General features: G+C 42.4%; 12 protein-coding genes. 11 read left to right on the forward strand and 1 reads right to left on the reverse strand.

Annotated features, from left to right (window positions below; all coding sequences use genetic code 11):
* The 3 genes from leuB (at position 1) to KDU71_RS04310 (ending at position 3,135) form a co-directional block, all read left to right on the forward strand.
* Positions 1-1,065, forward strand: a complete 1,065-nt coding sequence (leuB, locus tag KDU71_RS04300) for a 3-isopropylmalate dehydrogenase (RefSeq protein ID WP_212188677.1) — start codon at positions 1-3, stop codon at positions 1,063-1,065.
* A 64-nt stretch (positions 1,066-1,129) separates the two neighbouring features.
* Positions 1,130-2,410 carry a threonine ammonia-lyase gene (ilvA, locus tag KDU71_RS04305; RefSeq protein ID WP_212188678.1) on the forward strand — a complete coding sequence of 427 codons (1,281 nt, stop codon included), beginning with the start codon at positions 1,130-1,132 and terminating at the stop codon, positions 2,408-2,410.
* A gap of 128 nt (positions 2,411-2,538) precedes the next feature.
* Positions 2,539-3,135, forward strand: coding sequence for an RNA polymerase sigma factor (locus KDU71_RS04310; RefSeq protein WP_212188679.1), 597 nt, complete (start codon positions 2,539-2,541; stop codon positions 3,133-3,135).
* Positions 3,136-3,172: 37 nt separating this feature from the next.
* Here the strand turns inward: KDU71_RS04310 and KDU71_RS04315 are convergent, their stop codons facing one another.
* Positions 3,173-4,012 (reverse strand): alpha/beta fold hydrolase, encoded by an 840-nt coding sequence (locus KDU71_RS04315; RefSeq protein ID WP_212188680.1) that lies wholly within the window; start codon positions 4,010-4,012, stop codon positions 3,173-3,175.
* 151 nt (positions 4,013-4,163) lie between these two features.
* Between KDU71_RS04315 and KDU71_RS04320 the strand changes: the two genes are divergently transcribed.
* From KDU71_RS04320 to KDU71_RS04355, 8 genes are all read left to right on the forward strand, one after another.
* Positions 4,164-5,138 (forward strand): FecR family protein, encoded by a 975-nt coding sequence (locus KDU71_RS04320; protein ID WP_212188681.1) that lies wholly within the window; start codon positions 4,164-4,166, stop codon positions 5,136-5,138.
* Positions 5,139-5,314: 176 nt separating this feature from the next.
* Entirely contained in the window at positions 5,315-8,497 is a 3,183-nt protein-coding gene (locus KDU71_RS04325) for a TonB-dependent receptor (protein WP_212188682.1), read from the forward strand.
* 11 nt (positions 8,498-8,508) lie between these two features.
* Positions 8,509-10,008, forward strand: coding sequence for a RagB/SusD family nutrient uptake outer membrane protein (locus KDU71_RS04330; protein ID WP_212188683.1), 1,500 nt, complete (start codon positions 8,509-8,511; stop codon positions 10,006-10,008).
* A gap of 120 nt (positions 10,009-10,128) precedes the next feature.
* Entirely contained in the window at positions 10,129-12,441 is a 2,313-nt protein-coding gene (locus tag KDU71_RS04335) for a GH92 family glycosyl hydrolase (RefSeq protein ID WP_212188684.1), read from the forward strand.
* A 63-nt stretch (positions 12,442-12,504) separates the two neighbouring features.
* Positions 12,505-14,844: a GH92 family glycosyl hydrolase gene (locus tag KDU71_RS04340; RefSeq protein WP_212188685.1), complete on the forward strand. Its 2,340-nt coding sequence runs from the start codon at positions 12,505-12,507 to the stop codon at positions 14,842-14,844.
* A gap of 38 nt (positions 14,845-14,882) precedes the next feature.
* A complete protein-coding gene (locus tag KDU71_RS04345; protein WP_212188686.1) occupies positions 14,883-16,325 on the forward strand; it encodes a basic secretory protein-like protein in 1,443 nt (480 codons plus the stop codon).
* Positions 16,326-16,340: 15 nt separating this feature from the next.
* Complete coding sequence (locus tag KDU71_RS04350; RefSeq protein ID WP_212188687.1) at positions 16,341-18,374, forward strand: basic secretory protein-like protein; 2,034 nt, start codon at positions 16,341-16,343, stop codon at positions 18,372-18,374.
* A gap of 100 nt (positions 18,375-18,474) precedes the next feature.
* Entirely contained in the window at positions 18,475-21,396 is a 2,922-nt protein-coding gene (locus KDU71_RS04355) for a GH92 family glycosyl hydrolase (RefSeq protein ID WP_212188688.1), read from the forward strand.
* Positions 21,397-21,398 lie beyond the last annotated feature (2 nt).

Genomic DNA, 21,398 nt, shown 5'->3' on the forward strand with positions numbered 1-21,398 from the left:
ATGAAATTAAACATTGCAGTTTTGCCGGGTGACGGCATCGGACCAGAGATAGTGGCACAAGCACAGAAAGTAATTGATGCGATTGCCGTTAAGTTTGACCACGAAGTAAACTACACAAATGCACTGGTTGGTGCTACGGCAATCGACAAGGTGGGAAATCCTTATCCGGATGAAACGCACGAGATCTGTATGAATTCTGATGCTGTGCTTTTTGGGGCCATTGGTGACCCTAAATACGATAATGATCCTAAGGCTAAAGTGCGTCCTGAGCAAGGATTACTGGCTATGCGCAAGAAATTGGGATTATATGCCAATATCCGTCCGGTAACAACATTCCCATCTCTTTTAGATAAGAGCCCATTGCGTCTGGATATCGTTGAAGGAGCTGATTTTGTAGTGGTACGTGAGTTAACTGGCGGTATCTATTTTGGTGAGAAAGGGCGCTCAGAGGATTTGAAAAAGGCCTTTGACACGTGTACCTACACAACAGAAGAGATTGAGCGCATTCTGAAGCTGGCTTTCTCATATGCCGGTAAGCGCGATAAGCGTTTGACTGTGGTAGATAAGGCCAATGTACTGGCCACTTCTCGCTTGTGGCGCGAAACAGCTCAAGCTATGGAAGCTGATTATAAAGATATAGAGGTGGATTACATGTTTGTTGATAACGCTGCCATGCAATTAATACAGTGGCCAAAGAAATTTGATGTAATGGTCACAGAGAATATGTTTGGCGATATTATCAGCGATGAAGCTTCGGTTATCACTGGTTCACTTGGCTTGTTGCCATCAGCATCAGTAGGTATTCATACTTCTGTGTTTGAGCCTATCCATGGTTCATACCCACAGGCGGCTGGTAAAGATATTGCCAACCCAATTGCAACGGTATTATCCGCTGCTATGCTTTTGGAATCACTTGACCTGCTGGACGAGGCCAAAGCAGTGCGCGATGCTGTTAATGAATCACTCGATGCAGGTGTGGTGACCGAAGATATAGCCCGAGATGGCAAAGCAAGTAAAACGTCGGAAGTAGGCGATTGGCTCACTAATTTCATCAAGAATAATTAATAGTACCAAACCTGTCAGTTTCATATGAACTGACAGGTTTTTTGTTACAAATCCCAACAACAAAATGACAACAAAAAACGGAATAGCAGCTTTTAAGGATTATTACCCAACACTGGAGGCTGTCCGACAAGCTAAAAAGACAATAAGTGAGGTGGTTGAAACAACGCCACTGATGCGCAACTTCAACCTCTCAGAACAGTATTGTTCCAATATCTACCTCAAAAGAGAGGATTTACAGACAGTACGTTCATATAAAATTCGTGGTGCCTACAATAAGATTAAGAGTCTGACCAAGCAGCAGGTATCTTCAGGTATTGTGTGTGCCAGTGCTGGCAACCATGCACAAGGTGTGGCCTATTCGTGCAAAAAACTAGGCATCAACGGCTTTATATATATGCCCACCACTACGCCTAAGCAAAAGGTGAATCAGGTCAAGATGTTTGGGAAAGGCTATGTTGAGGTGGTGTTAAAAGGTGACACTTATGATGATGCTTACAATGCAGCTATGGAAGAGTGTTCACGTACGGGTCGAACATTTATTCATCCCTTTGATGATCCCCAGATAATCGAAGGTCAGGCCACCGTTGGACTCGAAATATTAGAGCAGACCGATAAGCCCATCGATTATATCTTTGTACCCATTGGCGGAGGTGGATTAATCTCTGGCTTAGGGGCGTATATCAAACAGATCACCCCGGATACAAAGATCATTGGTGTTGAGCCTGCAGGAGCACCGGCCATGCAGCAGTCTATGGAGAAAGGCGAGGTTGTTGAGCTGGAGGAGATAGATAAATTTGTGGATGGAGCGGCGGTTCAAAAGGTGGGAAACATAACACTGCCAATATGCCGACGCGTGATGGATGATCTCATACTGGTACCTGAAGGTAAAATCTGTACAAAGATATTAGAACTGTATAACTACGAGGCTATTGTGGTGGAACCGGCAGGCGCATTGAGTATTGCTGCACTGGATTTTTATGCTGAGCAGATTATTGGTAAAAATGTGGTTTGCATACTTAGTGGCAGTAACAACGACATTACCCGTACAGAAGAGATTAGAGAACGCTCCCTCCTGTACGAAGGCTTGAAACACTATTTTATAGTACGTTTCCCGCAGCGTGCAGGGGCTCTGAAAACCTTTGTTGATAAAGTACTGGGACCTGGTGACGATATCACCCATTTCGAATACAAAAAGAAGACAGCCCGTGCCATGGGGCCTGTTGTGATTGGTGTTGAAGTGCAAAAGCCTGAAGACTTTGAAGGTTTGCAAAAGCGCATGGCGGAAAATGGATTTGTTGCTGAATATTTAAATGAGAAACCAGATCTGTTCCAGTATCTGATTTGATTTCAATAAGATAATAAGCAAAAAGCGTCTTGCAGTGCAGGGCGCTTTTTTGCGTTTTACAATCTGAGTTTGTTAATGACTAAGCAATTCCGTTATCTTTGAGGCATTAACCCATATAACCAGTTGGCTTGGACCAGTCCGGCGAAAATATTAACCTGTCACTCATCCAAAATGGCAATCACTTTGAGTTTGCGCGTTTAATGGATCGCTATTCTGATGCACTTTATCTATTTGCAAAAGGTATATTGGCCAGCTCTCCTTTGGCCGAGGAAGTGGTGAGTGATATCTTCGTTAAAGTGTGGCAGACACGTCATCAGCTCGATAAGGTAGCTAATATTAAAAGTTACTTGTTTAATGCTGTCAGGAACCAGGCTATTACCTATCTGCGCAAACAACACCAGGAAGTGGTTTCCATAGAGGATATCAATCATTATTATTTCGAACCGATAGATACTCCTGATGAATCCGCACTTAAAGAAGAGCAGTTAAGGCGGATATACAAAGCTATTGATTACCTGGCTCCACAAACCAAAATGGTATTTTCTTTGGCCAAGATACAGGGACTTAAGTACAAGGAAATTGCGGAATTACTGAATATCTCAGTTAAAACGGTTGACTACCACGTGGCATCGGCCGTTAAGAAAATTTGCGAATCCATTGATAAGGAGGAAGGTGGAAATGGCTTAAACACCTTACGTATTTTTCTTGCTATATCTGGTTGTTAACGGTGATGGTATGACTTATAGATTGTGATATGCATCCTTATTTTTCGTTAAAGAAATCGATTGCTATTTGATTTACCATTTTAGGTTTCGATCCAAAGACATAATGATTAGTATTTGGCAATATACATAGTTGAGAATTCTCGATGTAATTGGATAACTCTACAGCATGTTCATTTTTTATCCCATCTTTATCCCCTTGCATAATCATTGTAGGTATTTTAATTGACTGAACCTTTTTATCTTCCACATAAACTTTCGTCAGCCACATTTTTTTAGTGTTCTCAAGATAAATATCTGATCTTTCAGGTTCTTCCAGCAATGGTAAAATGTTTTTACTCCACCATCCATCCTTATTCTTAGCCCACTCAATCATATCATTTCTCATCCAGTTAATTGAGCCTTCACTAAGTGCATCTAATCGTATATTAGCACCTATAGCAATTAATTTTCTTACTTTGTCAGGTCGGTCTGCTGCGAGCTGCAGTCCCACTACAGCACCATCACTAAAGCCAAGTATATATAAGCTGTCCAGCTTCAGATAATCAATAAACTCTGATATCCTTTCGGTAAGATAGGGATAACTTAAAGAGTCAACATGGCTTGAACGACCATGTCCCGGACTATCTATTGCAATAACTTTAAAATGTTCCGAGAAAGTGGGAATTGAATACATGAAGTTCGAGATGGATCCTAATCCACCATGGAGTAACAATAAAGGAGTACCTTGTCCATAAGTCTCATAGTAAATTTTATTACCATTAATTGTTGCATACTTTCCAATTTCAAGATTTGAACCGTAAATGTTTTCTTTTGTTGATTGACCATAACCGTTTATTAAAGAGAAGGTCATTAAAAATACTAACAAATAAGTTTTCATAAGATTGTTTTTAAGTTCATACCTTGCTTATAGATAGCGGCAGTATATCAGTTAGATATAATCGAATTTCAAAATTTTATTAAAAAAAATCAAAAAATTCACTGGGGATTTTCATGCTCTTTGCGTCATGTATATGCAAAGCAGATGATGCATGGATAATATTGAAGAGAAATACAGATTACTGGCCAAACAGTTGAATGGCGAACTGACTGATACTGAGCATGAGTTATTAACTGATGAACTAAAGCAAGATGAAACATTAGTGGCTAAGCAGCATGTTCTTCAGATGTTCTGGCAAAAGTTTTTTCCAAAGGTCAAATCACAATCACGTGAACGTATCATGACAGATACGATGAAGCGAGTGATGGGTGTTAAGGATGTTAAGCGACCTCAAATGACCATTTGGTATAGTGCCGTGGCCATTTTAGTGGTTGCACTGGGCATTTCATTAGCCTGGAATTTGTTGGTTGATAAGAATAATGAGTTGATACAATATGTGGCTAATGTTGGGGAAATAAAGAAAGTTGTGTTGCCCGATGGAACAAAAGTTGATCTGAATGCCGGCTCATCGTTGGTAATTCAAAAAGATTTCACGGCAGATAAACGACAGGTTATCCTATCAGGGGAGGGTTACTTCGATGTAGCTAAAGATGCAGACAAACCTTTCGAGATCACAACATCCCATTTGAAAGTAAGTGTTTTGGGTACCAAGTTTGACCTGAAAGCATATGCTGATGAGGACGAGATAAAGGCAGTGCTGGATGAAGGAAAAATCCAGTTGGACGGAGAGTTTAACAAGCAACAACCGGTTTTTCTGAAGCCAGGATATGCTGCCACACTGAATAAAAAAACCGGGGAACTACAGATACAACCTCACAAGCAGCAAATTGCGGAGCAGTGGCGCGATGGTAAACTGGTGTTTTACAATCATACGATGGCTGAAATTGTCCGTATACTGGAGCGACGATTCAATGCCAGGATTATTATTCTTAATGATGAGGTAAAAGCATATCGTTTTTCAGGTGATTTCAGTAATGCCAATCTGTTTGAGCTCTTAGGATTCCTATCGGCAGCCAGACCATTTACTTTTGAAACATCTGGAGAATATATTGTGATATCGAAATAATACAATAAAAATCAGCAGCAATGTAAAGACAAATAAAAAGGAGATGCGCCAACATCTCCTCAAAAATTAGATTTCAATTTTTTTGTTTAACACGTAAACAGTTCAAATTTATGAAAAAAAAACCGTTCCGGGAAGGATTGTGTTTAGACAATTCCTACGGTAAATTGTGGAAAGTCATGAGATTGACATTAGGATTAATCATCTTTTTCAGCCTTCAGGTTTCGGCTCTTACCGAGGCGCAATCGCAGAAGGTAAACGTTAAGCTTAACAATGCAAGCCTCAAGGAAGCATTGGAGGTTTTGAAAACTCAAAGCGATCTTAACTTTATTTATAACAATGACTTGGTTAATGATAACAGCCAGGTTACTATTAATGCCACTAATAAAGAAATTTCTGAAGTGCTTCAGATATTACTAAATCAAAAGGGGCTTGATTACCGAATCGTTGACAATAATGTTATTATTTATCCTGTTAGTGCTTCAGCTAATCAGGGACAGGACAATACCGGGCAGATGGCTCAACAGCAATTGGTGGTGTCGGGTCTGGTAACTGATGATACGGGTGAACCGTTACCTGGGGTAAACGTGTTCGAAAAAGCTAATTCAGCAAACGGTGTTATTACCGGTGTAGATGGCACCTATAAGATTGAGGTAGGCTCAGAGGATGCGGTTCTGACTTTCTCATTTATTGGCTTTCAGGCTCAGGATGTGAATGTGGCTGGTCGTCCTTCTATCGATATTACTTTAGTTGAAGAGTCTATTGGTTTGCAGGAAGTGGTAGCTGTGGGATACGGTATCCAGAAGAAGACTGAGGTAACCAGCTCAATTGCTAAAGTAACAGCTGATAACTTCAATAAAGGATTTGCAACCAACGCTTTGCAGTCAATTGAAGGTAAAGTAGCCGGATTACAGATTGTTCGTACAGCAGGTACTGATCCAAATGCGTCTCCCCGAGTACGTTTGCGTGGTACTTCTTCGTTAAATGCAACATCCGATCCGTTGATTATTATCGATGGAATCACGGGCGGTGATATTAGCTCAGTAGCCCCGGAAGATATTGAAAGCATGGATGTACTCCGCGATGGATCGGCAGCTGCCATTTATGGTACACGCGGAACCAATGGGGTTATCATCATCACTACCAAGAAGGGTGCAACAGGTGATTTAAAAGTTGAGTATTCAGGCTATGTATCTACAGAAGATGCAGTGGCTTTACCAAATGTACTATCTGCTGATGAATACCGTGCTTACGGTGATGCTACCGGTATTAATTATGTTGATGGCGGTGCCAATACCAATTGGTCTGAAGAGATCATCCGTAAGAATGTGTCACATGTTCACAACGTTTCATTCTCAGGTGGTAACCAGAAATTGAGCTACCGTGCTTCTGTCAATTACCGTAACCTTGAAGGTATCGTTATTAATACGGGTCAGGAATATCTGAACGGTCGTATTAATCTGACTCATAAAGGCTATGATGATCGTTTGAAAGTACAGTTGAACATGTCATCAACTATTATTGATAAGGATTATACTTCCTATTCGGCTTTCGATATGGCGGCTATTCTTAATCCTACTCAGCCTGTTAAAAATAGCGATGGTACTTATTGGCAACCAAGTGGCTATGGTGAGTTCAACCCGGTTGCCAGTCTGGAGCAGGAGCGTCGTGGTGGAAAAGAGAAAAATAGCCAGATGAGCTTAAGAGCCGATTTTGAAGTGTTTGATAATTTCACTTTGAGTGGTTTTGGTGCCATTGACGTACGTGATTTGCTGGAGCATGAATACGATGAGATTGGTTCACGCAGTTCAGAAACAGGAGGTTACCTGGGGCGAGCCAAGCAAAAGACATGGCACAACTATAAAAAGATGTTTGAAGGTACAGCCAACTACAAAAAAGTAATTAACAGTCATGTGTTAACCTTGTTAGGTGGTTATAGCTATGAGGGACGCTCATACGAAGAGTTTTGGGCTGAGAATAAAGACTTTATCAGCGATGCGCAGAAGTACCATGATTTAAGTGCTGGTAGTGGCCTGGCTGACGGTCGTGCAGCAATGGACAGCTACAAACAAACTGAAAAACTGATTGCTTTCTTTGGTCGATTCACCTACTCTTATGAGAGTAAGTACCTGTTTTCAGCCACAGTGCGTCGCGAAGGTTCTTCTAAGTTTGGTGAAAACAACAAATGGGCAACATTCCCGGCTGTTTCTGCCGGTTGGCGTATTGTTGAGGAAGATTTCCTGAGCGATACAGATTGGCTGAATGAGTTAAAATTAAGAGTAGGCTATGGCGTTACAGGTAACATTGTTGGCAGCCCCTACCTGTCTATTCCACGAATGGGTGCAGGCGGTTTATATGTGCTGAACGGTCAGTATATTAAATCATACGGGTCAACGACCAACCCTAACCCATACCTGAAGTGGGAAACCAAAAAAGAAACTAACATTGGTGTTGATTATGGGTTTTTCAATAACCGTTTAAGTGGTTCGGTTGATGTATATCAGCGTAAAACAAGCGATTTGTTATGGAATCTTGTAGCACAGGTACCACCAATGATTCATAACGAAGTACTTTCAAACATTGGTGAGATCAATAACCAGGGTGTTGAATTGGCTTTGAACACTAAAATTTTAAATAATGGTGTTTGGAATGTTGGCTTAGACGCTACTTTCTCGTACAATAAAAATAAGTTGGTGAGCTTGTCTGATGATACTTTCCAGTTCCAGGCGGTTAACTACGAAGATCTGCCTGCTCCTGGTCAGCTGGGGACTATTTTCCGTTACGAAGAAGGCCATCCAATCGGTTCATTCTATGGCTACAAGTATAAGGGTCTCACAGAAAACGGGGAATGGATTTTTGAGGATTTTGATGGCGAAGAAGGCATTACCGATGCTGACCGTACCTTTTTAGGTAATGGTAATCCCAAAATCAATCTGTCTTTTAGTCCGTATGTAAACGTTAAAGGCGTAGATTTCTCAATGAACTTCAGAGGGGCCTTTGGTTTTGACATCCTGAATGTGAATAAGATGTACTATGGCAATCCGCTTTGGTACCCGGGTAACATGTTACGTTCAGCAAGTAGTTCACCGGTTAATGCCGATCCTCAATACTCCGATTATTACCTCGAGAAAGGTGATTTCCTGAAACTGGACAATATTACATTAGGATATACTTTACCTAAAAAATGGTTATTCGGTTTGGATTATACACGCGTATATTTTTCCGCACTGAATGTGGCCACCTTCACAAACTATTCAGGATTGGATCCTGAGTTGGAGCTGGGTGCCAGAGCCGGTGTTGATCAGCGTGGTTTCTATCCTCGTACAACAACATATACTTTAGGTTTAAACGTTAAATTCTAAAAATCAAATCGATGAAAACGAATAGATTATATAATTCATTTACAGCATTACTCATCCTGATAGGTTTGGCTGCCTGTACCAACCTGGATGAGAAGGTGTACTCTGAAACCACCACTAAAACATTCTACAGTTCTGCAGAAGAGGTGACAGCTAATTACCTGAAGCCCTACACGCGTTTGTATGTTACCTCGTCACTGGCACACTGGATTTGCGGAGAGTTAAGCTCGGACTGTGCGGCATGGACTCAAAAAGGAAAACACGGGTACGATGGCGGTAAGTGGCAGCAATTGCACTACCACACCTGGACCCCGGAGCACCATGAGATTAAAGGTGCCTGGAATAACACTTATCAGGCCATTGGATATTGTAATGAATTCCTGAATAACATTGAGAGTGTGGATGTATCGAATATGAACCTGCCTGTTTCCATTGAACAGATGAAGGCTGAGATGCGTGCTCTGCGTGCTTATCATTACTACTTGTTAGTGGATAATTTTCGTGATGTGCCGGTAGTGACAAAGGTGGGAGAACCACGTTCACCAGAACCATTGGCCGCCGCCGATGTGATTCAGTTTATTGAAGACGAAATAGCTGCAGTCATTAATGATTTACCGGTTAAAGGCGATGCTTCAGCTTATGGACATTTTACAAAAGCGGCGGCTCACATGCTATTGGCAAAAGTATATTTGAATAGCGAAGTGTATACCGGAACCGCCCGTTGGCAGGACTGTATCAACGAAGTGGATAAAATTCAGGGCTATACAATGGTGGCAGACTGGAAGGAGCCTTTCAAAGCCAGAAATGAAAACTGTGACGAAAATATCTTTGTTATTCCTTTCGAAGAAAGTAAGATTACCGGCTTTTATCATCATGCATTTATGATGCATTATAGTCATCAGCATGGATTTAATCTGCAATACATGCCCTGGAATGGTATTGTAGTACAACCAGATCACTATCGTTCATTTGATGCAGCCGATACACGCCTTGAGCAATTCCTTGTCGGACCACAGTTTGATCAGGATGGTAACCCATTATTGGGTGTTGAGGAAGCCAAAGATGAACCATTGGTACTGACTGTTGACATTACCAGTATGACCAATTCACGTGAGGATGAAGGTGCCCGAAGTGTGAAGTATGAGGTAGTTGTTGGCGAAGCTTGGGAGCTCAATAACGACTATGTTATCTGGCGATACACCGATGCGCTGATGATGAAAGCAGAAGCTTTAGTAAGACTTAGTAAGGCTGCAGATGCTTTGCCAATTGTAAATGACGTACGAGAGCGTGCGTTTGGCAATGCCGATCATAACTATAACGAAGCTACTTTAACTTTGGATGAGTTCCTGGCTGAAAGAGGACGTGAGTTTTCGTTCGAAGGACACCGTCGTCAGGATTTAGTGCGCTTTGGTAAGTTTGGTGAAGCCTGGTGGGATAAAAAGCCAACAGCAGGCAAAGAGGTATTCCCCTATCCTTTAACAGCTACCGATAATAACCCTAACTTATCCAACTAGTTGTTTAAAAAGTGAGGTTTTAAGAATGCTTCTTCCGGCTGTGTCTGATTTCAATATGCGTTTCAGATAATTATCAGGCACAGTCGGAATTTTTCAAATAGTTTATTTAACAGACTGCTGATGACATATTTTAAACTGATTACTCTTCTAAGTCTTTATATACTTGTTGCATGCGCTCCAAATGCCAGGCAGGAGCAGACAACACAAAAGGATTACACCCAATTTGTTAAGCCTTTGGTTGGCACGCTTGGCGAGGGCAATACCTATCCGGGTGCACAGGTACCTTTTGGAATGGTACAGCTTAGTCCGGATACTGAAAAGTGGCAATGGGGTGCTGCCTCAGGCTACGAATATTCAGATAGTACCATCTATGGCTTCTCAATGACGCACTTACATGGAACAGGTATACCTGATATGGGCGATATTTTATTTATGCCAACTGTAGGACAAACGCATATCCGCCCTGGTAAAAAGGATTTTTCAGAGCCTGGCTATCTGTCTAAGTTTTCGCATGAGAATGAAACGGCAGAGGTTGGTTATTACTCGGTTGTGTTAGATGATTACAACATCAAAACAGAGCTGACATCGACCAATCGTGCAGGTATGATGCGTTATACCTTTCCGGCTTCGGACAGTGCGCATGTGGTGCTGGATTTGAGTCATGTATTGCGTTTTGATGTGGTTTGGTCCAATGTGCAGGTGATCAATGAAACCACCATTGCCGGTATGCACCAGGTAAAAGGTTGGGCCAAGGAGCGCTATGTTTATTTCACGGCCGAATTCTCACGTCCGTTTGATGCTGCGCGCATCTTTTCAGGAGGAAAAGAAGTAAAGTACGATTCGTACAAAACGTATCGTTTCCGAAGCAGTAAAGAAGCAGCCGGACCGGATATTCAGTTGGTGGCCGATTACCAGACAAGCGAAGCAGAGCAATTGAGCGTGAAGGTGGGTATTTCGCCTATTAGTACGGCCAATGCCATGAAAAACCTAAAGGCGGAAATGCCTGACTGGGATTTCGAGAAATATGTGTCAGTAAGTAAGAATTTGTGGAATAAGGAGTTGGCAAAGTTTGAAGTGGAAGGCACGCAAAACCAGAAGGAAACGTTCTACACCGCGGCGTACCATGCGTTTATGTCGCCTACAACCTATTTCGATGTGGACCGCAACTATCGTGGGCTTGACCAGAATATCCACGAGTGTAAGGATTTCGATAATTACACAGTGTTTTCATTGTGGGATACTTATCGCGCCACGCATCCTTTGTTCTGTTTGACACAGGCTGACCGGAATGCGAACATGATTAATGCCATGTTGGCGCATTATCAGCAAAGTCCTGATAAGCTCTTGCCAATCTGGTCGTTCTGGAATAACGAAACCTGGTGTATGATTGGTTATCACGCCGTACCGGTGATTGTTGACGCGTATTTCAAAGGTGTTCAGGGAGTGGATTGGGAACTGGCTTACGAAGCTTGTGTGAACTCCGCCACGCATCCTGAGTACGATGCAACGGCAGAGTATGAGCAGTTGGGTTATGTACCTTACGATTTGGAGAACGAGTCGGTTTCTAAAACATTAGAGTACGCCTACGATGATTATTGCATTGCTCGTTTTGCCAAGGCTTTGGGTGAAGAGGCTGATTACAAACGTTTTAGTAAACGTGCTTTGGCTTATAAGAATCTGTTCGATAAGGAAATTGGCTGGATGCGCCCAAAAGACAGCAAAGGGCAATGGATGGCTGATTTCGATACCCATCACTTTGAGCACTTGGGGGCATTTACCGAAGGTACTACCTGGCAATACACCTGGACCGTTCCGCATGATGTAAAAGGATTGGTAGAACTGTATGGCAGCAAAGAGACGATGGCTAATAAGCTGGATTCTGTATTTGCTTATAGCAGCGGTAAAGATTACAAAGGCGTGGATGATATTCACGGACGTATTGGCGAGTACTGGCACGGTAATGAGCCAAGTCACCATGTAACGCATTTGTATGCCTATGTTGGTCAACCATGGAAAACGCAGCAGTTAACCCGTCACATTATCGATACCCAATATGGCAATGAGCCTGGCTCGCTGTGTGGTAATGACGATTGCGGACAAATGAGTGCCTGGTACATCTTTAATGCGATGGGCTTCTATCCGGTTTGTCCGGGTAGCGATGAGTATGTAATTACTTCTCCGGCAATACCTTCTGTAACAATGACCTTGAGTAACGGCAACAAATTAGTTATTGATACTGAAAATTATTCTGATAAGAATGTTTATGTTCAATCGGTGATGATAAATGGTGTGGAATGGAATAAAAGCTGGTTCTCTTTCAATGATATCAAAGAGGGCGGACATATCCATTTTGTATTGGGTGATACACCAAACAAAGAGTGGGCTTCTGCGGAAGAACATTATCCACCATCCATGTCAACTAGCAAGCTTTAATTTTCGTCAGGAACTCAATGTGTTGCACACATTACTCTGGCAATGTTCTGAAATACAACGATTATGAAAAAGATATTACTAAGTAGTCTGTTAATAATTCAAGGTTTGATGCTTAAGGCGCAAAATGAGGATTTTACGCAATATGTGGATCCCTTCATCGGTACGCAGGAAATGGGACACGTTTTTCCGGGTGCATGTGCACCTTTCGGAATAGTGCAGTTAAGTCCCGAAACCGACAGCGTACAGTTTTTTCACGAAGGCAAATACAATAAGGAAGTGTACCGCTACTGTGCCGGTTATCAATATACCGATCTGTCGATTGTGGGTTTTGCACACACGCATTTTAGTGGAACAGGTCACTCCGATTTAGGTGATTTCCTGGTGATGCCAACGGTGGGCAAGGTACAGCACAACCCGGGTACTATCGATGATACGTCAAAAGGGTATCGCTCCATGTTTCGCAAAGAAACGGAAGCGGCTGAGCCTGGATACTATACGGTTGAGCTGGATGATTATAAAATCAAAGCGGAACTGACAGCGACACAGCGCGTAGGCTTTCACCGTTATACCTTTCCAAAATCGGATGCGGCGCATATTATTTTGGATTTGACGCATGGTATTTATAATTACGATGGAAAGGTATTGTGGTCAACCATTCGTGTTGAGAATGATACTTTGGTAACGGGTTATCGCATCACTCGTGGATGGGCGCGTACTAACTACCAGTATTTTGCCATGAGCTTTTCAAAGCCTATCAAAAGCTATGGCTGTAGCAACAACGAAGAGGTGAAGTACAATGGTTTCTGGCGTAAGTTCGACCAAACGGATAACTTCCCGGAGATGGCGGGCAAAGCCTTAACGGCTAATTTTGATTTCGATACCGAAGAAGGAGAAGAGATTAAAATCAAATTTGCTTTGTCAGCAGTGAGTACCGATGGAGCGCTGAAAAACCTGCAGGCCGAAGTGCCTCATTTCGACTTTGATCGTACACGCAGTGAAGTAAAGCAGATGTGGAATAAGGAGTTGAGTCGTATTAAAGTAGAGGCCGACGCAGAAAAGAAGACAGCTTTCTATACGTCGATGTATCATTCATTCATTCATCCAAGCGAATATATGGATGTAGATGGTCAATACCGCGGTTTGGATCATAATATTCACCAGGCCGATGGCTTTACCAACTATACAATCTTCTCGTTGTGGGATACTTACCGTGCTCAGCATCCGTTGTTAACATTGATTCAGCCTAAGCGTTCATCGGATATGGTGAATTCTATGTTGGCGCATTATGAACAAAGTGTTCATAACATTTTACCAATCTGGAGCCATTACGGAAACGAAAACTGGTGTATGATTGGATACCATGCCGTACCGGTTATTGCCGATGCATATGTAAATGGTATCAAAGGGTTCGATGCGGAGAAGGCCCTCGAAGCATGTTTGTCAAGCGCCAATTTTGACAGTTACGAAGGCATTGGTGAGTATAAAAAGTATGGATATGTTCCACATGAAACCAGTCATTACGGGGCTTCCATCACTTTGGAGTATGCTTACGATGATTATACGATTGCTCAGTTAGCTAAGGCGATGGGTAAAGAGTCTGTTACAAAAGAGTATATGGAGCGTTCGGAGTACTGGCGAAACCTGTTTGATGCTCACACAGGCTACGTACGCCCTAAAACCAAAGCAGGCGATCATCTTCCTAATTTTGATCCATTGGATACGCATGGTGCTGGTTTTATCGAAGGTAACTCATGGAATTACTCTTTGTATGTGCCTCAAAATGTAGGTGGTTTAATCAATGAGATGGGCGGTAAAGAACGCTTTGCTCAGCACCTCGATTCGTTATTCACCATGCATATTCCTGATGAGTACTTTGAGCACACCGAAGATATTACCCGTGAGGGGATTATGGGTGGTTACGTTCATGGTAACGAGCCAAGTCATCACGTAGCTTACATGTACAACTGGGCCGGTAAACCATGGAAAACAGCTGAGCGTATCCATGAGATTATGCGCACCAAATACCTGAACAAGCCGGATGGGTTGTGTGGTAATGATGATTGCGGGCAGATGTCGGCCTGGTACATATTCTCATCGATGGGCTTTTATCCGGTTTGTCCGGGTTCGGGTGAGTATGTGATTGGTTCTCCATCGGTGGATGAGGCAGTGCTGCAATTGGAAAATGGCAAGCAGTTCACGATCCGTGCTAAGAATGTGTCTTCAAAAAATATCTATATCAAGTCGGTGACATTGAATGGTCAACCTTTGAACAGAACATTCATCAAGCACAGCGATATTGTTGAAGGCGGAGAGCTTATCTTCCATATGAGCAGTCGACCAAATAAAAAATGGGGACTTGAAGGTGATGCTTATCCCTATTCGTTCACACCTGTAAAAGAGTAATATTTCTTTTTAGGATAAAAAGTTAGATTATTATGAAAATGAATAAGATAGCAGGCCTAAGCTTGGCCTGCTCTACCCTTCTCATGTCTTGTTTGAACCAAAATGATGTGCCGGTAGTTGTGACAGACTATAAATGTCAGGTTCAGGCAACGGATAGTAATTCTCCTGTTGGAGAGGAAGTTGTAAATGTGGTTGATGGCGATATTTACTCAAAGTTTCTAACATTTACTTCATCAGCATCGCTGGAGCTAACACCGGTAAAACGCAGCCGATTAAACAGCTACACATTGGTCTCGGGGAATGATGAGCCACTGCGCGATCCAGCCAGCTGGACCTTGGAAGGCAGTCGTGATGGACAAACCTGGGAACTTTTGGATACACAGTCGGATGTTACCTTCCTGGAACGAAATCAGAGTCAGGAATTTCAAGTGGTAACCGAAGAAACGTTTGCGCATTATCGCTTTCATCTCGCTACCAACGGGCACGATATTCTGCAATTATCAGAGATTAAGCTGAATGGTGTTTGGGACCGCAATGATAAGCAGCCTATTGCCCAGTTCAAGGCTGACCAGACTGCTTTTTTCGATAAAGGAACAGTGCAGTTTCAAAACCTGTCGGTGCAAGGCGATTCGTATCAGTGGTACTTCGAAGGTGGTGAGCCGGCAACAAGTACCGAGGCGAATCCAACTATTAACTATGAAGCTCACGGGAAGTATCCTGTTAAGCTGGTAACGGTTAATAATCAATTAGCTGATACCGCGTTTTACGACGCATTTGTTAATGTGAAGCGTTTGGATGGCTGGGATCATTTTGAATATCCACATATCAACTTTGTGAACACCACGCTGGGCGGTAACGGCGATTTGTACCAGGAATTGGTTCCGGAACCCATTGAGCTGATCAACAAGGTAAGCCTTGATGTTTGTCAGAAGCTGTATCGCAGTGTTGATGAGGTTAATGTGCTTAAAATTTTAGACTATTCAATTGAAGATATAGAGACTATTTCTGCAAAAGGCGGTAATCCACCTCATATTAATATCTTTTTCAGTTCGAGCTATTTAAAAAATAAGAAGGGCGAACTGAGTGATGAAGAGCTGATTGCAGAGATTGTTGGAGTGTTGTACCACGAGCTTACTCATGGATATCAGTATGCGCCTAAGGGTGCAGGCGGTTATCAAAGGGGAGCCGATTACTTTGGGCTTATCGAAGGTGTAGCCGACTACGTGCGTCTGAATGCTGGTTATTCAAGTTATGATTACCGCAAGGTTGGCGGTCATTGGAATGATGGCTATAAAACATCAGCCTTCTTTATTGATTGGTTGCACACCAAAGACCCTGATTTTGTGTATAAACTCAATCAAAGTGCACAAACAATTATTCCCTGGTCCTGGGAAGCAGCTTGTCAAAGCATTCTGTCTGCCTCTGTTGAGGATTTATGGAACGAGTATCAGGACTATCTAAAAACCGAAGAATCAATTTAATCAAATCACAAGAAAATGAAAAAATCAATTATCTATACACTCATGATGGCCTTGGTTTTACTGCTGTCATGTCAGAACGAAGCAGAGTTTAATATCGACCATCTGCAAAGTCCTCTTAAAGCAAAGTTTGAAGCTAACAAAACGCGCGTTTTCATCGATGAAGAGGTACAATTCACTAATAGTTCGATAGGAGCAAAAGCCTATGAATGGAGCTTTGAAGGTGGCACACCATCAACAAGTGCAGATGAGAGTCCGGTTGTAAGTTATGCTTCTGAAGGTACTTATAAAGTTGTTTTAACCGTTAAGGACGGAGCCAAGCAGAATGTGCTTACACAAGAAAGCTTTATAACTGTTTATGGCGATGAGTGCTGGCAAGATATGGTGATGCCAACCATCAATTTCAAAAATACTTCGGCAGATAAAACTTTATACGAACAAATCGTACCAGATCCTCAGAAGCTAATTCATACAGCTTGTTTTGATGTGGCTCGCTGGTTATTTATTTGTCCCGATGAAATGGACGTATTGCAGACCATTAATTACTCGGTTGAAGATAAAGATGGCATTTCAGCAAAAGGAGGCCAGGCACCTCACATCAGTATTTTCTTCAGTGCTACCTACTTGCAAAGTTGTAAGGATAAGGGGATGACTGATGCGCAACTCCTTGATGAAGTGAAAGGAGTATTGTACCACGAAGTAACACATGGTTACCAGTTTTCACCTCAGGGAGCCGGAGAATACAAGCCAGGTGATGATTTCTATGGCTTTATCGAAGGTATGGCCGATTATGTCCGATATGTGAGTGGTTACCTGACAACAAGCGATCGTGGGCAAGGTGGTCATTGGAACGATGGTTATAAAACATCAGGCTTTTTTATCGATTGGCTGCATTCAAAAGATGCTAACTTCCTGAATAAGTTGAATCATTCTGCTAAATCAATCAATCCATGGTCATGGGAAGCTGCTACTCAGAGTATTACTGGTAAATCTGTTCAGGTGCTTTGGGAAGAATACCAGGATGATATGAAAACAGGTAAAATTGCCGAAATAGACGAACTGTTGAAGCGTTTACGTGCCGGCGAAGATGTTGATTTTGGTGTTGAGGATCCTGCTCCGGCAACATTGATTGATATCACCGATCAGAATCCAACTGTTAGCTATCAGGCCGAAGAGTTTGATTTCTTCGAATGGGGAACGCCTGAAATGGCATTCGATAATGATCCGGGTTCTTCTTTCTTCAATATGAATAATACTACCTGGTATACATTCGAAACGGCGAAGAGTTATAATGTAACAAAGGTAGCTATTACAGCAACTGCCAACTTATTGGGTATTGATTATGTATTTACACCAGACGAATTTGTCGTGTCAGGTTCAAATGACGGTACAGAGTGGACTGAAATTACGAAAGTTGAAAACACCGGAATTGTGAGTTTCGAAGAGCGTAAAGAGTTTACTTTCGAGAATGCAACATTCTATAAGTTCCATAAAATAACATTGGCTGCCGATATTGAAGAAGGCGATAACAAGCGTATTATGATTGCTGAGTTGGAACTATTTGGTGCTGAAGTAGAAGGAGGCGAAACACCTCAGGCTAATCTAACTGATATCACCAAAGATAATCCAACAGTTACTGTAAAGCCGGCTGGCGATCAGGCTTATCCGGAGTGGGGCTTGCCTGAGCATGCTTACGATGGCAAACAGGATACTCAATTTTTTAATTGGGTGAATGATACCTGGTTGGCATTTGAAACTGCTAAAAAATACAATGTTACAAAAGTGGCATTGAGTGCTTCCAATAATATTTTTGGCATTGAGTATGTATTTTCGGCTGATGAATTTACGCTGTTAGGGTCTGATGATGGCACTAACTGGACAGAGATAACAAAAGTTGCCGACACAGGAATCACTGCTTTTCAACAAAAGGAAGAATTTATATTTGAGAATACAGCCTACTACAGATATCATAAAATTGAGCTTACTGCTGATGTAGAAGAAAATGGACGTATTGTGATTGGTGAGCTGGAAATCTGGGGTGTTGCAGAATAATACTTAGTAAACTTCCAGGTAATTAATAGGTGGATTATTGTTTCCCGGCTTATGTTTTAACTTTGGTTAAGGCTAGGCCGGGATTTTAAAATTTAGATAGATGAAACAAATTTGGTTTTTGATGATATTCGGTATTGTATTAAGTGCCTGCAATAAGCAGAACAACTATACCGAATATGTTGATCCGTTTATCGGAACGGGTGCGCACGGTCACACTTATCCTGGTGCACAGGTGCCATTTGGCATGGTGCAACTAAGTCCTGATACACGTAACGATGAGTCGTGGGATGGCTGTGGTGGCTATCACTATTCCGATTCATCAATCATTGGTTTTAGCCATACGCATTTATCGGGAACAGGAGTCAGCGATTATGGTGATGTTTTGCTCATGCCCATTATGGGTGAGTTAAAGCTTGAAACCGGTACAAGCGAGCAGCCTCAAAACGGTTATCGCTCTTTGTTCTCGCACGATAGTGAAACAGCTTCACCTGGCTATTACTCGGTTTATCTGGATGATTATCAGGTAAAAGCTGAATTGACAGCCGGTAAGCGAGTTGGTTATCACCGTTATACTTTTGATAATGCAGGTGAATTGCAAATGATGCTCGACCTGATTCACCGCGATCCGGTGATTGCAGCTGAAATTGAAGTAACCGGGCCTAATACTTTACAAGGGCAGCGTCGTTCAAAATACTGGGCTGGCGATCAACATTTGTATTTTGCCATTGAGTTCTCAAAGCCTTTTAAGTCGGTTGATTTGTATGAGAAAAAGAAGCTGCATTCGGCTGATAAAGCTATAAAAGGTTCGCATTTGCAATCGGTTATAAACTTTGATGTTGAAGCAGGTGAGCAGTTGGAGGTGAAAGTAGCTTTATCCATGGTGAGTGCCGATGGGGCGGTTTCCAACTTAACGCAGGAAAGCACCAATATCAATTTTGTTAAGGCTTATGAGTTAGCGTTAATTGAGTGGCAGGAAAAACTAGGCAAGATTGCTGTTGAAGGTGGCTCATTAAAAGAGAAACGTAATTTCTACACCGCTTTGTACCATTCATTATTAACCCCAAATCTTTCTCAGGATGTAGATGGTCGTTACCGAGGCATGGATGGAAAGGTTCATCAGGCCAAAGGCTTCACTAATTACACGGTCTTCTCCTTGTGGGATACTTTCCGAACGCTGCATCCATTGCTAACGATTGTAGAGCCTGAGTTAAGTGCTGATTTTGTGAAGTGTCTGGTGCAGAAGAGTAAAGAATATGGTGAGTTGCCGATGTGGGAGCTGGCCTCTAATGACACGCGTTGCATGATTGGTTATCATGCGGTTTCGTTAATTGCTGATGCGCATGCCAAGGGCATTAACAATTTTGAGTTGGAAGAAGCTTATGCCGAGATGAAACGCACTGCCATGTTGGATAAGCGTGGATTAAAGGATTACCGCACCTTAGGTTATGTGCCTTCTAATAAGAGTAGTCAAGGTGTATCAAAGACGCTCGAATATGCCTATAACGATTGGTGTGTGGCCCAAGTAGCCAAGGCTTTGAATAAATCTGATGACTACCATTATTTCATGAATCGCTCTACAAACTACCGGAATATTTATGATGCATCAACTCAATTTATGCGTGGCCGGATGGCTGATCATAGCTGGGTGAGCGATTTTGATCCAATGGCCGTGGGCTATAACTATACCGAAGGCAACGCCTATCAGTACAGCTTGTTTGTGCCGCAAGATGTGATTGGTGTTACCCAACTATTGGGTGGACAAAACGCATTGGAAGAATGGCTCGATCGTTTGTTTGAAACCGAGATGGCTTATGAGCTTGAAGAAGGAACGGATGTAACAGGTCTCATTGGGCAGTATGCACACGGTAATGAGCCGAGCCATCACATGGCTTATTTATACAATCATGCAGCAGCGCCGTGGAAAACGCAGCACATTGTACGTGAAATCATGGCCACCCAATATGCCGATACGCCTGGTGGTTTGTGCGGGAACGAAGATTGCGGTCAGATGTCTGCCTGGTACGTGATGAGCGCTATCGGGTTGTACCCCGATAATCCTGGCTCGCCTTATTATTCGGTTGGTTCACCAATATTTGATAAGGTGACACTAAATCTCGACAATGGCCAAAGTTTTGTTATTGAAGCAAAAGGTAGTAGTAGCAGTAATATTTATATCCAAAAACTTGGGCTTAACGATAGTAATTATCACAAGAGCTTTATCACCCATCAGGACTTGCTAAAGGGCGGAAGCTTGAAGATGCAAATGGGTGTGGAGCCTAATAAAGAATGGTTTACGCAGCATTTGTCTAACGAAACGACCTACAAAGCCGCTCCACATTGCTACCTGAGCAACTCATCCGATTTGTTTATTGATGAGTTTGTGGTTGATATGCGCTGCGACGATGAGGAGGCCGAAATACGTTTCACCTTGGATGGAACAACACCAGACAAAAACAGTACTTTGTTTACGAAACCTTTTACGATTAATCAATCAACCACGCTTAAGATGCGCTCTTATAAAGATGGTTGTGAAGACGGTATTGTGGTAACGCGTGAATTGAAGAAAGAAAAGGCTTTATCGGTTAGTGCCTCTCAACTGAAGAAAGGATTGAAGTACTCCTATTACGAAGGCATCTATCGTTCTATCTACGATTATGCACAGGACGAGCCAGCTAAGACTGGTGTTGTTGATGTGCCTACATTGGCTATTTGCGGCCGCAACGAATGGATTGGGGTAGCATATGATGGCTTAGTGTATATTCCGCAAAATGGCACTTACAATTTTTACGTTTCGGCCAATGATGGTTGTATGTTAAAGATTAATGGAGAAGAGCAGTTTGAGAGCGACGGTCGTAAGTCGTTCCCGTTTGCGCAGCAATGCAGCATTGAGTTAAGCAAAGGATATCACCGCTTTGAAATTGGGTTTTACCAGTGCTCAGATGGTATTGAGTTAAAAACGGAATGGGAAGGACCAGGCTTTAAACGTCAGGCAATGCCGGCTAACTGTTTCTTTCATCAATAGAA

Source organism: Carboxylicivirga sediminis, from assembly GCF_018156225.1.
In the GTDB taxonomy this organism is placed as follows: domain Bacteria; phylum Bacteroidota; class Bacteroidia; order Bacteroidales; family Marinilabiliaceae; genus Carboxylicivirga; species Carboxylicivirga sediminis.

Coding starts and splice junctions, on each gene's coding strand:
- KDU71_RS04345 (WP_212188686.1), top strand. CDS start 14,883: ATGAATAAGATAGCAGGCCTAAGCTTGGCCTGCTCTACCCTTCTCATG.
- ilvA (WP_212188678.1), top strand. CDS start 1,130: ATGACAACAAAAAACGGAATAGCAGCTTTTAAGGATTATTACCCAACA.
- KDU71_RS04350 (WP_212188687.1), top strand. CDS start 16,341: ATGAAAAAATCAATTATCTATACACTCATGATGGCCTTGGTTTTACTG.
- KDU71_RS04340 (WP_212188685.1), top strand. CDS start 12,505: ATGAAAAAGATATTACTAAGTAGTCTGTTAATAATTCAAGGTTTGATG.
- KDU71_RS04330 (WP_212188683.1), top strand. CDS start 8,509: ATGAAAACGAATAGATTATATAATTCATTTACAGCATTACTCATCCTG.
- KDU71_RS04320 (WP_212188681.1), top strand. CDS start 4,164: ATGGATAATATTGAAGAGAAATACAGATTACTGGCCAAACAGTTGAAT.
- leuB (WP_212188677.1), top strand. CDS start 1: ATGAAATTAAACATTGCAGTTTTGCCGGGTGACGGCATCGGACCAGAG.
- KDU71_RS04355 (WP_212188688.1), top strand. CDS start 18,475: ATGAAACAAATTTGGTTTTTGATGATATTCGGTATTGTATTAAGTGCC.
- KDU71_RS04315 (WP_212188680.1), bottom strand. CDS start 4,012: ATGAAAACTTATTTGTTAGTATTTTTAATGACCTTCTCTTTAATAAAC.
- KDU71_RS04325 (WP_212188682.1), top strand. CDS start 5,315: ATGAGATTGACATTAGGATTAATCATCTTTTTCAGCCTTCAGGTTTCG.
- KDU71_RS04335 (WP_212188684.1), top strand. CDS start 10,129: ATGACATATTTTAAACTGATTACTCTTCTAAGTCTTTATATACTTGTT.